The sequence below is a fragment of the Agromyces hippuratus genome (assembly GCF_013410355.1).
Lineage (GTDB): Bacteria > Actinomycetota > Actinomycetes > Actinomycetales > Microbacteriaceae > Agromyces > Agromyces hippuratus.
This window is the reverse complement of the sequence record NZ_JACCFI010000001.1, coordinates 528,021-542,092: the sequence shown is the minus strand read 5'-3', so window position 1 is coordinate 542,092 and position 14,072 is coordinate 528,021. Positions and strand designations below refer to the sequence as shown.

Here is a 14,072-nt window from a genome sequence, read left to right as displayed (position 1 = left end):
GACTAGACGCCGCCGGCGGGGTGCAGGGCCCGCAGCTCGAGGCGGGTCAGCTCGCGACGACGCTTGCGCTGCATCGGCGCGGTGACGCCGGTCGTCGCGAAGATCGACCGGATCGTGAGCCACACGGTGTCGTCGTCGCGGTGCTCGACGATGAAGGACTCCTCGCCGCTCTCGGGGCCCTCAGCCGTGGTGCCGTAGGCGAAGCCGATGCGTTCGGGCTCGTCGATGACGTAGACGATGAGCACGGGGATCTGTTCCGTGCCGATCCGCTTCTTGCGCTCGAGCGTCGCGGTCATCCCGGCGGCGATGTAGGGCATGCCGTCGGCACCGAACCGCTCCTCGATGCGCGGGGCCGGCTGCTCGGCGAGCGGGGCGCCTTCGACGTCGTAGACGATGCCCGGGTACTGGGCGCCCGTGCCGGTCGAGATGTCGGCGATCTCGAAGCCCGAGCCGCGCTGGATGCCCCACGTCATGAGCGACTCGGCGGCACGCTCGAAGCGCTCGATGCCCGAGCCGAGGCGAACTGCGTCTTCGGACGGGCGGTAGCCTGCCGGCGGGTAGCGCAGCAGATCGGGGGCGAGGGTCGCCCCGATGGCGCCGTACGTGACCGACTGGTCGGTGAAGGTGCTTCGGCGGGTCATGCGTGGGCCTTTCCTGTGGTGCGGCGCCTGCCGGGCGCGCGCGTCTCATGCGATGCAGGCTCGACAGGCATCAGTCGATTCTACGGAGGTCGCCTGTGTCCGCACTGGTGATGACGACGCATCGCCGAGTGCTCAGCGTTCGACGACGGCCGATTCGAGCAGTGAGAGGGTCGCGGCATCCGCATCGAGCTGGGCGCGCACGCCGAGTGGCAACGGCAGGTTCGGCGGAGTGTGGCCGATCTCGAGATTCGCGAGGACCGGGATATCGCGGTCGCCGAGCACGTCGAGCACGATCTCACGCAGCCCGGGACCGCCTTCGGTGACCTCGATGTCGGCGATGGGCCCGATCAGCATGCCTGCGATGCGATCGAGGATGCCGGCGTGGCGGAGCACGTGCAGGTCGTTCCAGACCGCCGACGAGGCGGTGCCGACCTCCTCCCAGAAGAGGATGGCGCCGTCGAAGTGTTCGGGCGGCAGCGCGAACGGCGTCGCCTGCAGGCGCACGAGACGATTCAGGAGGCCGCCGATCAACGGGCCCACCGCACGCCCGCCGTGCCAGCGCTCCCACTCGCTGCCCGGAGGAAGCATGCCGACGGGCGCCGTGCTCGTGAGCAGACGGGTCGACACGTCGGCGAGTTCCTGCCGGCGATCAGCGCCGGCCTCCTGCCATTCGCCGTACCCGAAGGTCACGAGATCGCCGTGCACGCCCACGAGACCCGTGCGGGAGCGCAGCGCGAGCAGCACGGCATCGATGTCGCTGAACCCGATGACCGGCTTCGGGTCGGCCTCGACGGCCGCGTAGTCGATCAGGTCGAGGTAGCCGAGCGTCATGCGACCGCCCGAGAGCGCGAAGATCGCGCGCACCTCGGGGTCGTGGAGCAGCCGGTTGAATTCCCCCGCGAGCTCGACGGGCTGAGCCGCGCCCCACCACCAGTGACGCCCGATCTCGACGAGCGGCGAGACCTGCACGACGAAGCCGAGTCCCTCGAGTTCGGCGATGCCGCGTCTGAAGAGCGTCTCCTCATCGGCGTCGAGGCCGCCTGAGAGCGCCGCCACGGCGACGGTGTCGCCTGGCCGCAACGCGCTCGGACGCAGCATCCGGACCATGCTCAGCCCCCTTCTGGGTGGACGCGGCCGCGCCCGATGCGGTTCGTGCGTTCCACCCGCTGACGGCGACCACGCTAGCGCTCGGCGCCGTCGGCGTCGATGCCTCCGGCCGAGGTCTTCGAGAATGGAGGCATGGCAGACACCACTCCTCGCATCGGCAGCTCAGGCCTCAGCCACGTGACCTTCATCGTCACCGACCTCGACCGCATGGAGACGATCCTCACGCGCGTGCTGGGAGCGGTGCGCGTGTACGACAGCGGCGCCGAGACGTTCTCGCTCTCGGAGGAGCGGTTCTTCCTCATCGGCGATGAGCCGACCGCGACCTGGGTCGCGATCATGCAGGGCGACGGTGAGCTGCCGCGCTCGTACAACCACGTCGCATTCCAGGTCGGCGCGAGTGCGCTCGACGAGCTGCGTCGCATCATCGATTCGCTCGGCCTCGAGCAACGCCCGCCGCGCGCACGGGTGCGGGGCGAAGGCGAGTCGATCTACTTCTACGACGACGACGCGCATCTCTTCGAGCTGCACACCGGCTCGCTTCGCGAGCGGCTCTCGGTGTACGCGTCGGAAACGACTCGGAGCTAGAGGCCGAGCCCTATCGCTCGAGCTCGCCCGATGCGTCGCCCCGGTGCGTGCTGCGCCACGCGGCCAGCCGTTCGAGCACCTGCCCCGGCGTGAAGTCGTGGCCCGTGGCGCCGCTTCCGTGCCAGTTGAGACCGACGAGAAGCCCGTCCCTGCCCAATCCCGGAAGCCAGCGACCCTCCCACTCCCCGAGTGGAATCGAACGAGACCGGAACCCCGCGTAGGCCGGAACATTCTCGATGGTCTTCTGAGCGCGCGACTCCCTCGACCAGAAGGGCATCACGCGATGCCCGGACGCACCCTCGGGGGCGGGGATGCCTCCACCGTCCGCGATGGTCCACACCACGGAAGCATCCAACTCGTCGAAGAATGCCTGGGCGTGCGCCGCGCTCAGACTCACGCGCCTACTTCTTGTCCTTCTTCTCGACGTCGCCCGAGAGCGCGGCGATGAACGCCTCTTGGGGGACCTCGACGCGACCGACCATCTTCATGCGCTTCTTGCCCTCCTTCTGCTTCTCGAGCAGCTTGCGCTTGCGACTGATGTCGCCGCCGTAGCACTTGGCCAGCACGTCTTTTCGCATCGCGCGGATCGACTCGCGCGCGATGATGCGGGCGCCGATGGCGGCCTGGATGGGCACTTCGAACTGCTGACGCGGGATCAGCTCGCGCAGGCGCCCCGTCATGAGCACGCCGTAGGCGTACGCCTTGTCGCGGTGCACGATCGCGCTGAACGCGTCGACCTGCTCGCCCTGCAGCAGGATGTCGACCTTCACGAGGTCGGCGGCCTGGTCGCCCGTGGGCTCGTAGTCGAGCGAGGCGTAGCCGGCGGTCTTGGACTTCAGCTGGTCGAAGAAGTCGAAGACGATCTCGCCGAGCGGCATGTTGTAGCGGATCTCGACCCGATCTTCACCGAGGTACTCCATGCCGATGAGCGAGCCGCGACGCGACTGGCAGAGCTCCATGATCGTGCCCACATAGTCTTTCGGTGCGAGGATCGCGGCGCGCACCATGGGCTCGCGCACCTCGACGATCTTCGCACCGGTCGGGAACTCGCTCGGGTTCGTGACCGTGACGGTCTTCTTGTCTTCGGTCGTCACCTCGTAGATCACCGACGGCGCGGTGGCGATGAGGTCGAGCCCGAACTCGCGCTCGAGGCGCTCGGTCACGATCTCGAGGTGCAGCAGGCCCAAGAAGCCGCAGCGGAACCCGAAGCCGAGTGCGACGGAGGTCTCGGGCTCGTAGACGAGCGCGGCATCCGACAGCTTCAGCTTGTCGAGCGCCTCGCGGAGCTCGGGGTAGTCGCTGCCGTCGATCGGGTAGAGACCCGAGAAGACCATGGGCAGCGGCTCGGTGTAGCCGGGCAGCGCCTCGGTCGCCGGCTTCGCGGCGGTCGTGACCGTGTCGCCGACCTTCGACTGGCGCACGTCTTTCACACCGGTGATGAGATAGCCGACCTCGCCGATGCCGAGACCCTTCGAGGGAGTCGGTTCGGGCGAGCTGACGCCGATCTCGAGGATCTCGTGGGTCGCCCTCGTCGACATCATCTGGATGCGCTCGCGCGGCTTCAGATGACCGTCGATCATGCGCACGTACGTGACGACGCCGCGGTAGCTGTCGTAGACGGAGTCGAAGATCATTGCGCGCGCCGGGGCATCCGCATCGCCGACCGGAGCCGGAATGCGCTCGACGACACGGTCGAGCAGCGCTTCGACGCCGACGCCGGTCTTGCCCGAGACCTTGAGCACGTCGTCGGGCGAACCGCCGATCAGGTCGGCGAGCTCCTTCGCGTACTTCTCGGGCTCGGCGGCCGGCAGGTCGATCTTGTTGAGCACCGGGATGATCTCGAGGTCGTTCTCGAGGGCCAGGTAGAGGTTCGCGAGCGTCTGGGCCTCGATGCCCTGCGCCGCGTCGACGAGGAGGATCGCACCCTCGCAGGCCGCGAGCGAGCGCGAGACCTCGTAGCTGAAGTCGACGTGACCGGGCGTGTCGATCATGTTCAGCGCGTACGAGGCGCCCTCGACCTGCCACGGCATGCGCACGGCCTGGCTCTTGATCGTGATGCCGCGCTCGCGCTCGATGTCCATGCGATCGAGGTACTGAGCGCGCATGTCTCGATCGCTCACGACGCCGGTGATACCGAGCATGCGGTCGGCGAGCGTCGACTTGCCGTGGTCGATGTGCGCGATGATGCAGAAGTTGCGGATCAGCGCGGGGTCGGTGGCAGCAGGCACCGGCGGGTTCGTGGCTCTCGGGGACATCCTGTCGATTCTCCCATGACTTCGCTTCAGACTTTCGACGGATGCCTCGTGGCGCGCCCCCGGGCTACGCTCAGAGCATCATGGCGGTCATCGAGATCCCGAGCGAACGCGTCGCTCCATCGGCCCTGCGGCCGGTCTTCACAGCGCTGCGACTCGGCCTGCACGTGCTCGTCATCGGCCTCACGCTCTTCGTGGTCGTGCGCGCGCTGCTCGACGACGCGCCCCATGAGATCGGGCTCACGGTGCTCGCCGTCGCATTCCTCGCCTGCTACGGCGCTGGGATCGCGGCTGCGCACCGCAACCTGCCCACCTGGGCGCGGGTGATCTGGCTCGTCAGCCTCCTCGTGCTGTGGGTCGGCATGTCGGCCATGACCCCCGACGCGGCGTTCCTCGCATTCCCGCTCTTCTTCCTCGAGTTGCATGTGCTCGCGGCACCGATCGCGGTGCCGCTCGTCGTCGTGACCTTCGGCCTGTCGGTGTGGGGCACGGCGTCGCACCTCGGATTCGAGGTCGGCTCGATCCTCGGCCCGCTGATCAGCGCGGGCGTCGCGATCGTGATCGGCCTCGGCTATCGCGCCATGGCGCAGGAGACGCAGGAGCGCCAGGCGCTGATCCTCGACCTCATGGCGACGCGCGAAGAGCTCGCGGCCGCGAGCCGGGAGGCGGGAACCCTCGCCGAGCGCGAGCGCCTCGCGAAGGAGATCCACGACACCGTCGCCCAGGGACTCTCGAGCATCCAGATGCTGCTGCACGCCGCCGAGCGCGATGTCGCCGACGAGCCGACGCAGCAGAAACTGCAGCTCGCACGCGAGACCGCCGCTCAGAACCTCGGCGAGACGCGCAGGTTCATCCGCGAACTCGCGCCGCCCTCACTCGACGCCCAGACCCTGCCGTCGGCGCTTCGGCGCCTGACCGAGTCGACGACCGAGCAGTCGATGCAGTCCGGCACGCCGCTCAGAGTCGAGTTCTCCACGAGCGGCGACCCCGTGATGCTCTCGATGGCGGCCGACGCGGCGCTGCTCCGCATCGCGCAAGGGTCCCTCGCGAACGTGCTGCAGCACGCGAGCGCGGCGCACGCCTCGGTCACGCTCAGCTACCTCGGCGACGAGATCGCACTCGACGTCGTCGACGACGGGGTCGGATTCCGCACTGCCGAGGCGGACCGCGTCGACGACGGGCCCGGCGACACCGCGGCCGGCGGATTCGGCCTCCGCGCCATCCGCCAGCGCGCCGCGGCCCTCGGCGGCAGCGTCGATATCGAGTCCGCCCCCGGCGACGGCACGGCGATCTCCGTTCGCATCCCGGTGGTGAAGCCATGATCCGCATCCTCCTCAGCGACGACCATCCCGTCGTGCGCGCCGGCATCCGCGCGATGCTCGAGAGCGAACCCGATCTCGAGGTCGTGGGCGAGGCGACGACGGCTGAAGACGCAGTGCTGCTGGCCGAGGCATCCGCTGTCGACCTCGTGCTCATGGACCTGCAGTACCCCGGCGCGATGCAGGGCGCCGAGGCGACCCGCCGCATCCGCTCGCAGCAGGGCTCGCCGCGCGTGCTCGTGCTGACGAACTACGACACCGACGCCGACATCCTGGGCGCGATCGAGGCCGGGGCGAGCGGCTACCTGCTGAAGGATGCCCCGCCGGCCGAGCTCATCGCGGCCGTGCACGCCGCGGCGGTCGGCGACGCCGCGCTCGCACCCGGGGTCTCGTCGCGACTCGACGCCTCGCTCGCGAGCGGTGAACGCCTGACGGTTCGCGAGGCCGAGGTGCTCTCGCTCGTCGCCGAGGGCCGCACCAATCGCGAGATCGGCCGCGCCCTCTTCCTCAGCGAAGCGACCGTGAAGTCGCACCTCGTGCACATCTTCACGAAGCTCGGGGTCGGTTCGCGCACCGCCGCGGTCGCCAGGGCACGCGAACTGGGTGCGATCAGGGCGGGCTGACGGATGCCTCGCGCCCGCGTCGTGCTCGTGCACGGACTCCGCACCTCATCGTCGATGTGGCGCAGGCAGTTGGAGCTCCTCGGAGCGCACGATCTCGACGTCGTCGCCATCGACCTGCCCGGACACGGCAGCCGCATCGGCGAGCCGTTCTCAGTCGAGGCGGCGCTGCAGACGATCGACGCCGCCCTGAACCCTGCTGCCGGTGCAGACGAGGCCGCCGATCATTCGACACCGCGACTGCTCGTCGGACTGAGCCTCGGCGGCTACCTCGGGATCGAGTTCGCTGCGCGAAACCCCGATCGGCTCGACGGGCTCGTGGCGGCGTCGTGCAGCACGCGGCCGCGGGGCGCGCCGCTCGGCGGGTACCGACGGCTCTCGGCACTCATCGGGCGGATGCCCGACCGCGGGCGGGGTCTCAACGACGCCATGGCCCGGCTCTTCCTCTCCCCCGAGGCCGTCGACGACGTGCTCGCGGGCGGCGTCGCCCTCGACGTCATGGCGCCCGCCCTCGAGGCCGTCGGCGAGCTCGACCCCGTCGGATCCCTCGCGGCGATCGACCTGCCCGTCTGGCTCGTGAACGGGCGTTTCGACCACTTCCGCTTCGAGGAGCGCCGGATGCTGCGCGCCACCCGCGACGGGCACCTCGCCATCATTCCCGGCGCAACGCACCTCGTGAGCCTGATCCGACCCGACGACTTCGCTGCGATCGTGCTCGGTGCCGTCGCGGAACTCGATCGCCGCGCCGCCGCCGAGCGTCGACGTCGGAGCTCAGCCGGCACGCCGCAAGAAGGGCCTGCGAGTTTCCCCGGGCAACTCGCAGGCGCGAACGTTGGTGACGCACCCGCATAGCTGGTATCGTTGCCTGTTGGCTTGCGTGTGGGTCCCACCCCGCACGATTCGCCGGTGAGGCCCCTCTACCTTTCCCGGCACATCCGGTACCCGCACAAGAACGAAAGACGAACTCCACGTGGCAAACATCAAGTCGCAGATCAAGCGCAACCGCACGAACCTCAAGGCGCAGGAGCGCAACAAGGCCGTCAAGAGCGAGCTGAAGACCGTCATCCGCACTGCGAAGGACGCGATCTCCACGGGCGACAAGGAGAAGGCGACGACCGCCCTCCGTGCCGCGACGCGCAAGCTCGACAAGGCTTCGAGCAAGGGCGTCATCCACAAGAACCAGGCCGCGAACCGCAAGTCGGCTCTCGCGAAGCAGGTCGCAGCGCTCTGACGCGAACACGCACTCGATGAAGGCCCCGGCACGGATGTGTCGGGGCCTTCATCATGCCCGGGGTCATCCATCGACGCGTGCACGACGCCACGAACTCGCGCACCGAGGTAGGAGCCGTGCGCAGGAGGAGCGGTCGCTCGAACGGCGCGTTCGTCAGGCGCGGCCGCGGGAGGCGATGACGCCGACGAGCCGTTCGAGCGCGAACACCGGATCGCGTTCGGCGCCCTTGACCGCGGCATCCGTCGCTGCGAGCGCTTCGATCGCCCGGCCGAGACCTTCATCGGTCCAGCCGGCGAGATCGCGCCGCGCGCGATCGACCTGCCACGGTGCCAGGCCGAGCGAGCCGGCGAGTTGCGGGCCGCCACCTCGGGTGCCCGACACCTTGGCCATCGTGCGCACCTTCATCGCGAACGCCGCGACCATGGGCACGGGGTCGGCACCGCTGTCGAGCGCGTGCCGGAGTGCGATGAGGGCCTCACCGTGCCGGCCGGCGATCGCGGCGTCGGCCACCGCGAATGCGTTGGTCTCGACGCGGCCGCCGTAATAGCGCGCGACGACGGCTTCGGTGATGTCGGATGGCGCATCGGCGAGCAGTTGCCGGCACGCGGCCGAGAGCTCACGGAGATCGTCGCTGAATGCGCCGACGAGAGCGCGCAATGCGCCGGGGCTGATCTTGCGGCCCGCCGCGCGGAACTCGGCGGCCGCGAAGTCCTGCTTCTCTGCGTCTTTCTTGAGTTCGGCGCAGACGATCTCGATGCCGCTCCCGCCGCCGGCGCGAATCGCGTCGAGCAGCTTCTTGCCGCGCACGCCGTTGCGGTGGCGGAGCACGAGGGTCGTGGACTCGGCCGTCTGCCCGAGATAGTCGAGCGCGTCGAGCAGGAAGTCGTCGCTCGCGCGCTCGACGCCGCTGACCCGGATGAGCCGCGGCTCGCCGAACAACGACGGACTCGCCAGCGTCATGAGCTCGCCGCGCCGATAGCCGTCGGCTTCGAGATCGCTCACCTCGAGCGCGGGGTCTTCGGCGCGGAGGAAGTCGCGCAGCATCGTGATCGATCGCTCGGCGAGCACATCTTCGGCACCCGTCACGAGCACCACCGGTGCCGGCCGTATCGCGTGCCATGCGAGTTGCGGGATCGCCGCCTTCGTCTTGGGCGATGCCCCTGAGCGCGATGCGCCTGTGCGCGATGCCACCGCACCTCCCGTTCGTCACAACGAGTCTACGGGCCGCCGGAGACACCGGCGGAGTCACGCTCGGTCCAGAGACCGAAGCCGTCGCCGTCGGCCGTCAGCAGCGCGGTGCCCGACCGGTCGGTGCGCACCGCTGCCGTGCCGTTCGCACGCAGCAGGTCGAGGAGGCGGTCGGTCGGGTGGCCGTAGCCGTTGTCGGTGCCCACTCCGATGACGCCGACGGTCGCGCCGAGCTCGTCGTAGAGGCGCTCGCTCTGGTCGGCCGAGCCGTGGTGCGCGACCTTCACGAGATCGACCGGGCCGAGCGTCACGGACCGCAGCATCCGGGCCTGCGCCTCCTCACCGAGGTCGCCGAGGAAGAGGCCACGGTACTCGGGTGTCGAGACGTCGAGCACCACGCTGGCGTCGTTGCCGGGCGGTGCGTCGGGCCGAGGCCAGACCACGCGCCAGCGCGCATCTGCGAGGGTGCCACCGAAGCCGGCGACGACCTCGACGGGCTCAGCGCCCGCCGCGACGAGCGGATCCAGCGCACGCGTCGATCGGTCGCCATCGAGCGGCCCGTGCAGCACCGTGTCGACGAGGCCGGCGACCGCCGGCACTCCCCCGACATGGTCGGCGTCCCAGTGCGTCAGCACGAGCAGGTCGATACGCCTGATGCCGAGCAACGCCAGGCAGCGCGAGAGGGCGGCAGGATCCGGCCCGGTGTCGATCAGCGCCGTCGCCTCGGCCGAGCGGAGGAGGACCGCATCGCCCTGCCCGATGTCGCACGCGGCGACATCCCAGTCCGCGGGCCGCGTCGCCGCACCGATGAGCGGCCGTCCCGCGAAGAGTCCGACCGGCACGGCGATCGCCACGATGAGCACGGCGGCCGCGACACCACGCACTCGCCGCCGGCGCCGCGACCCCAGGAGCAGCCAGAGCGCGATCGCCGTGCACGCCGCGAGGAGCAGCGCGCCCGGGGCATCCGGCAGCCATTCGAGGCGGGCAGCGGGCATGGCCGATGAGGCCCGAGCGAGCAACGCGATCCACGAGGCGGGCAACCACGCGAGCTGCAGGCACGCGAACCCGACCGAGGGCAGCACCGGCAGGAGCAGGCAGCCGATGAGGCCGACCACTGTGCCGACGGGCGCCGCCGGCGCCGCGAGCAGGTTCGCCGGCACGCCGTAGAGGGCGAGCGCCGGGTCGAGCATCACGAGCACCGGTTGGCAGGCCAGCTGAGCGGCGAGCGGCACGCCGATGACGGCCGCGACGGGCAGCGGCATCCAGCGTGCGAGTGCAACGGTGAGCGGCCGGGCGAGCAACAGGAGCCCTGCCGTCGCGAACACCGACAGTGCGAACCCGTAGTCGCGGGCGTACCACGGGTCGGCGACCAGCAGCACGACGACCGCGAGCGAGAGCGCGGCAGTGCCGCCACCCGGGCGTCCGGCCGCGACGGCCACGAGAACGACCACAGCCATCGTCGCTGCTCGAACGACGCTCGCCTCGGGGGTGACCAGCACCACGAACCCGGCGAGGGCCGCGAGAGCGACGATGACACGCAACAGCCGAGGCAGGCCGAGCAGCGCGGCGAGGGCGAATGCCGCCGCGGTCACGATGGCGCAGTTCGCCCCCGAGACCGCCGTCAGATGGCTCAGCGACGACGCCTTCATGGCCGAGTCGAGGCCCTCGTCGACGGCGCTCGTGTCGCCGATCGCGAGCCCGGGTACGAGTGCTCCGCCGTCGCCGTCGAGCGCGCCCGCGGCCTCGGCGAAGCCGGTGCGCAGGCCGACGGTCCAGGCGAGCCACGGCGGCGGCGGGAACACCGAGCGGATGTCCCCCACGGGCGCCAATCGGAACGCCGCCCCCTCCTCGGCCGGCAATGCCGTCACGCGTGCCGAGAACGTGACCCGGGCGCCGAGCTGCAGTTCACCCGCGGGCAGCGACAGCGCCGTCGTCACCGGTACCGCGTGCGCCGCGGCGTCGTCGATGACGACGAGCCTGCCCTCGACCCGGAGCAGCGGAGCCTCGCCCTCGGCGAACCAGTTCGAGCGCATCGCCCGCGGGGCGCCGGTGAGCTCGATCGTGACCTCGGGTGATCGATGGTCCTGGGCCGCGACGGCGAGCGGAGAGGCCTCGCGCGCGCCGAGCCCGAGCGCCACGGAGCTCGCCACGAGGCCTCCGGCCGACAGCACGACGAGGGCCGTCGCCGTCGCACGAACGAACGGTGCGCCATCGCCCCCCGCCGCGGGCCGACGGCGTTCACGCAGCACTCCAACGACAGCGAGACCGGCAGCGAGGCAAGCCGTCGCCCACAGCGCCCACGCGACGAGCGCCGCCGCCGAGGCGCCTCCGGGGATGCCGATGGCCCACCATCCGGCCAGCCACGCGAACATCGCGGGCAGGAGCAGGCGGAGGTCGCGCACTCAGAGCGCCACGAGCGGCTCGAGGCCCGCGAACACGGCGTGGCCGATGCCCGCGACGTCGAGCAGTTGGTCGGTGGACGTGAACGGGCCGTTGGCGTCGCGCCAGTCGATGATGCGTTGCGCGAGCGCCGGACCGATCCGCGGGAGCGTGTCGAGCTCGGTGAGGCCCGCGGTGTTCAGGTGCACGAGGCCATCCGCGGGGCCGGTGCCGGGCACCGACGCACCCTCGGCGGCAGGCGGCGGCACCTGGCCGACCACCGGCACCGCGAGCTGCTCGCCGTCGACGAGCGGACGCGCGAGATTCACCCCCGCCGGATCGGCATCGGGTGCCAGACCACCTGCCGCCGCGATGGCGTCGACGACCCGAGCACCCGCGTCGAGCTCGACGAGCCCCGGCCGCACGACGGCACCGAGCACGTGCACGAGCACCGACGGCGCACCCAAGGTCGATGACGGGTCGGCCGAGGCATCCGCTCGGTCACCAGATGCCTCGATGCGCGCCTGCTCGCCGCCCCCACCCGCGCCGAACGACATGAGCGCCGCGATCGCGACTGCGAGCACGAACAGCACCACGGCGGCCCCGACGCCGACCCGGACGCGTGGGCTCGCGCGGCGGGCGGTGCGATCGAGCACCGCCAACGGATCGACGGCGTCGCGAGCGGGCATGCCTGCACGCTAGGACGACCGGCAGCACTCGAAGTGCGGCCAGCAGTGCTCGGTGCAAGCGGGGCGGCATTCCTCCGCTGTCGAGGAGGAGTGGTGCACAGAAGCCCGCTCTCGCCGTAGACCTCGCCGCAGCACCTATGCCCGGAGCGCGCCGACCCGCCCGACGGCCGGTGCCGGCGGGCCGAGGCGCGGGCCGCCGTGCTCGGTGTCGCCTGCTCCGACCCGGTTGCTGCGCTCGGTCAGGCTGACGAGCGCCAGATGCTGGTCTGCCGTCCAGCAGATCAGCTTGCCCTTGTGATCCTTTGTGCGACCGAGGATGCCCGCCTCGGCGAGCTGCACCAGCGCGCGATGCGCGGCAGCCGTGGACACCCCGTGCTGCTCGGCCGTCTTCTCGATGGTCAGGACCGGATCCGTGGCCAACGCGTCAAGGATCTTGAGCACCACGGCATCACGACGCGGCGCCGCGGGTGTGATCGCCTGAACCTCGCGGGAGCGGATCAGGTCCGCTCGCACCTTCTCGTCGAGGTCGGCGATGTCTGCAGCGAGCCTGACGGCATTGCCCGCCGCCAGCTCGGCCGCTTCTGCGAAGCCGATGATCCAGTCGTCGAGGTGCGACGGGATCTGCCGGAAGGCGGTGAGCCCTGCGATGTAGCGATCCTTGGCGCCGGCGAAGACCGTGCTGATGGGGATGAGCGTGTTCCGCAGCGCGTCTGCGCGATGGAGCACAGTGTGGATCAGCGCCCGGCCGGTGCGGCCATTGCCGTCGATGAACGGGTGGATCGTCTCGAACTGGGCATGGGCGATCGCCGCGCGCACGACGGGGTTCCCCTCGGTCGCGGTCACGAAGCGCGCGAGGTCGTCGACCAGGCGCTGCACCTCGCTTTCGGGCGGCGGTACGAATTCTGCGCGGAGCGGGCTCCATCCGGGCCCTCCGACCCAGTTCTGCACGGTACGCAAGCCGGGCTCGAGCCTGGGCTCGATGACGTGCTGCAGGCGCTCGATGTCGGCTGTCGTGACCGCGCGGTCGAAGTCGCCGAGCTCCGTGATCGCCGCCTCGGTCGCTCGCACGTTCGCAACGACCTCCACGGCGACTCGCGTGCTGTGTCCGGTGGGGCTGTGCTGGAGCAGCTCCGCGATGGCGAGCTTCTTCGGGGTGACGCTGTTCCCCTCGATCCACGACGACGAGATGCTCTCCGAGCGGATCAGCAGGTGGTTGAGGAAGCGCCCTCGTTCGCCGATGCGCTCGTCGGCACGTGCGAGCACCGCCAGCGCATCCTCGGCGGCGCGCTGCGCCGCCGGGCTGATCGCGGGCAGCTCATCACCGAGCTCATCGGGAACGTACGCCCGGTACCGGCCGGGCGCACGGTCCTTGCGGCCGAGGTGCGAGGCATCTTCGGGGTTCCAGAGCAGGTCGACGTAATAGGCCATGGGTCACTTCCTCACGTCGACGGGCAATGGGCTATATCTACTTTACCGCAACGAAAGTAGATATAGCCCCTCGCCGAGCTCCGGTGTTCGAATCGAAGAACCCGGACCTCCGCGCCTTGGTGCAACTCAAAGGTTGCACTCTCGATGGTGCAACTCTAAGGTTGCATCAACCTGTCAGACCAACTCGAATCGAGGAGCACACCATGACCGAGCAGCATCCCGCGTTCTCAGGCGGTCGCAACATCGCAATGAAGGTGCCGCCGCACCGCTACGAGGCGACGGTCAGGTTCTATCGCGACGTACTGCAGCTCCCAGCGGTCTCCGGACCGAACGGCGATGCCACGGGATTCGAATTCGGCCCCTGCAACCTCTGGATCGACCACTGTCCCGGGCTCTCGCAGGCCGAAGTATGGCTCGAGCTGGTGGCTTCCGACACCGGTTCGGCAGCGGAGGTGCTGGAGAACGCCGGGATCGCGCGACGCGACGAGATCGAAGACCTCGGCACCGGGTTCGACGGATTCTGGATCTCCTCGCCGTCAGACGTGATCCACCTGGTCGACTCGCAGAAGCAGTCCTGGGCCTGACCTCGCCGGCACCCCATCCCTCCGATCGGCGCCCTTCGCGCAGGGCGGG

Annotated in this window: 14 protein-coding genes; 6 read left to right on the top strand and 8 right to left on the bottom strand. The window is 70.2% G+C overall.

Going from position 1 to position 14,072, the window contains the following annotated elements; all coding sequences use genetic code 11:
- Positions 1–2: 2 nt before the first annotated feature.
- Both BJY17_RS02570 and BJY17_RS02565 read right to left on the bottom strand, forming a co-directional pair.
- Positions 3–641, bottom strand: coding sequence for a DUF1990 family protein (locus tag BJY17_RS02570; RefSeq protein ID WP_179549994.1), 639 nt, complete (start codon positions 639–641; stop codon positions 3–5).
- 132 nt (positions 642–773) lie between these two features.
- Entirely contained in the window at positions 774–1,739 is a 966-nt protein-coding gene (locus BJY17_RS02565; RefSeq protein ID WP_218889839.1) for a S66 peptidase family protein, read from the bottom strand.
- A gap of 141 nt (positions 1,740–1,880) precedes the next feature.
- Between BJY17_RS02565 and fosX the strand changes: the two genes are divergently transcribed.
- Positions 1,881–2,333 (top strand): FosX/FosE/FosI family fosfomycin resistance hydrolase, encoded by a 453-nt coding sequence (fosX, locus tag BJY17_RS02560; RefSeq protein ID WP_179549992.1) that lies wholly within the window; start codon positions 1,881–1,883, stop codon positions 2,331–2,333.
- 10 nt (positions 2,334–2,343) lie between these two features.
- Here fosX and BJY17_RS02555 read toward each other — a convergent pair whose 3' ends face one another.
- Together BJY17_RS02555 and lepA are read right to left on the bottom strand one after the other, a co-directional pair.
- Positions 2,344–2,730: a DUF2750 domain-containing protein gene (locus BJY17_RS02555; protein ID WP_179549991.1), complete on the bottom strand. Its 387-nt coding sequence runs from the start codon at positions 2,728–2,730 to the stop codon at positions 2,344–2,346.
- A 4-nt stretch (positions 2,731–2,734) separates the two neighbouring features.
- Positions 2,735–4,588, bottom strand: coding sequence for a translation elongation factor 4 (gene lepA, locus BJY17_RS02550; protein ID WP_179549990.1), 1,854 nt, complete (start codon positions 4,586–4,588; stop codon positions 2,735–2,737).
- Between the two features lie 80 nt (positions 4,589–4,668).
- On the opposite strand from lepA, the gene BJY17_RS02545 reads away from it, so the two are divergent.
- The 4 genes from BJY17_RS02545 (at position 4,669) to rpsT (ending at position 7,755) form a co-directional block, all read left to right on the top strand.
- Entirely contained in the window at positions 4,669–5,907 is a 1,239-nt protein-coding gene (locus tag BJY17_RS02545; RefSeq protein ID WP_179549989.1) for a sensor histidine kinase, read from the top strand.
- Positions 5,904–6,527, top strand: a complete 624-nt coding sequence (locus BJY17_RS02540) for a response regulator (protein WP_179549988.1) — start codon at positions 5,904–5,906, stop codon at positions 6,525–6,527. Before BJY17_RS02545 ends, BJY17_RS02540 begins: the two co-directional genes overlap by 4 nt.
- Before the next feature lie 3 nt (positions 6,528–6,530).
- Positions 6,531–7,376 carry an alpha/beta fold hydrolase gene (locus BJY17_RS02535; RefSeq protein WP_179549987.1) on the top strand — a complete coding sequence of 282 codons (846 nt, stop codon included), beginning with the start codon at positions 6,531–6,533 and terminating at the stop codon, positions 7,374–7,376.
- A gap of 118 nt (positions 7,377–7,494) precedes the next feature.
- On the top strand, positions 7,495–7,755 hold the full coding sequence (rpsT, locus tag BJY17_RS02530) for a 30S ribosomal protein S20 (RefSeq protein ID WP_074259221.1): 261 nt from the start codon (positions 7,495–7,497) through the stop codon (positions 7,753–7,755).
- Positions 7,756–7,908: 153 nt separating this feature from the next.
- On the opposite strand, the gene holA is transcribed toward rpsT, so the two are convergent.
- The 4 genes from holA to BJY17_RS02510 form a co-directional block, all read right to left on the bottom strand.
- Positions 7,909–8,946, bottom strand: a complete 1,038-nt coding sequence (gene holA, locus BJY17_RS02525) for a DNA polymerase III subunit delta (RefSeq protein WP_179549986.1) — start codon at positions 8,944–8,946, stop codon at positions 7,909–7,911.
- A 26-nt stretch (positions 8,947–8,972) separates the two neighbouring features.
- Positions 8,973–11,345: a ComEC/Rec2 family competence protein gene (locus BJY17_RS02520; protein ID WP_179549985.1), complete on the bottom strand. Its 2,373-nt coding sequence runs from the start codon at positions 11,343–11,345 to the stop codon at positions 8,973–8,975.
- Positions 11,346–12,011, bottom strand: a complete 666-nt coding sequence (locus BJY17_RS02515) for a ComEA family DNA-binding protein (protein ID WP_179549984.1) — start codon at positions 12,009–12,011, stop codon at positions 11,346–11,348.
- Between the two features lie 135 nt (positions 12,012–12,146).
- Positions 12,147–13,439, bottom strand: coding sequence for a Fic family protein (locus BJY17_RS02510; RefSeq protein WP_179549983.1), 1,293 nt, complete (start codon positions 13,437–13,439; stop codon positions 12,147–12,149).
- A gap of 203 nt (positions 13,440–13,642) precedes the next feature.
- Between BJY17_RS02510 and BJY17_RS02505 the strand changes: the two genes are divergently transcribed.
- Positions 13,643–14,023 carry a VOC family protein gene (locus tag BJY17_RS02505; RefSeq protein WP_179549982.1) on the top strand — a complete coding sequence of 127 codons (381 nt, stop codon included), beginning with the start codon at positions 13,643–13,645 and terminating at the stop codon, positions 14,021–14,023.
- The last annotated feature ends 49 nt before the right edge of the window (positions 14,024–14,072 follow it).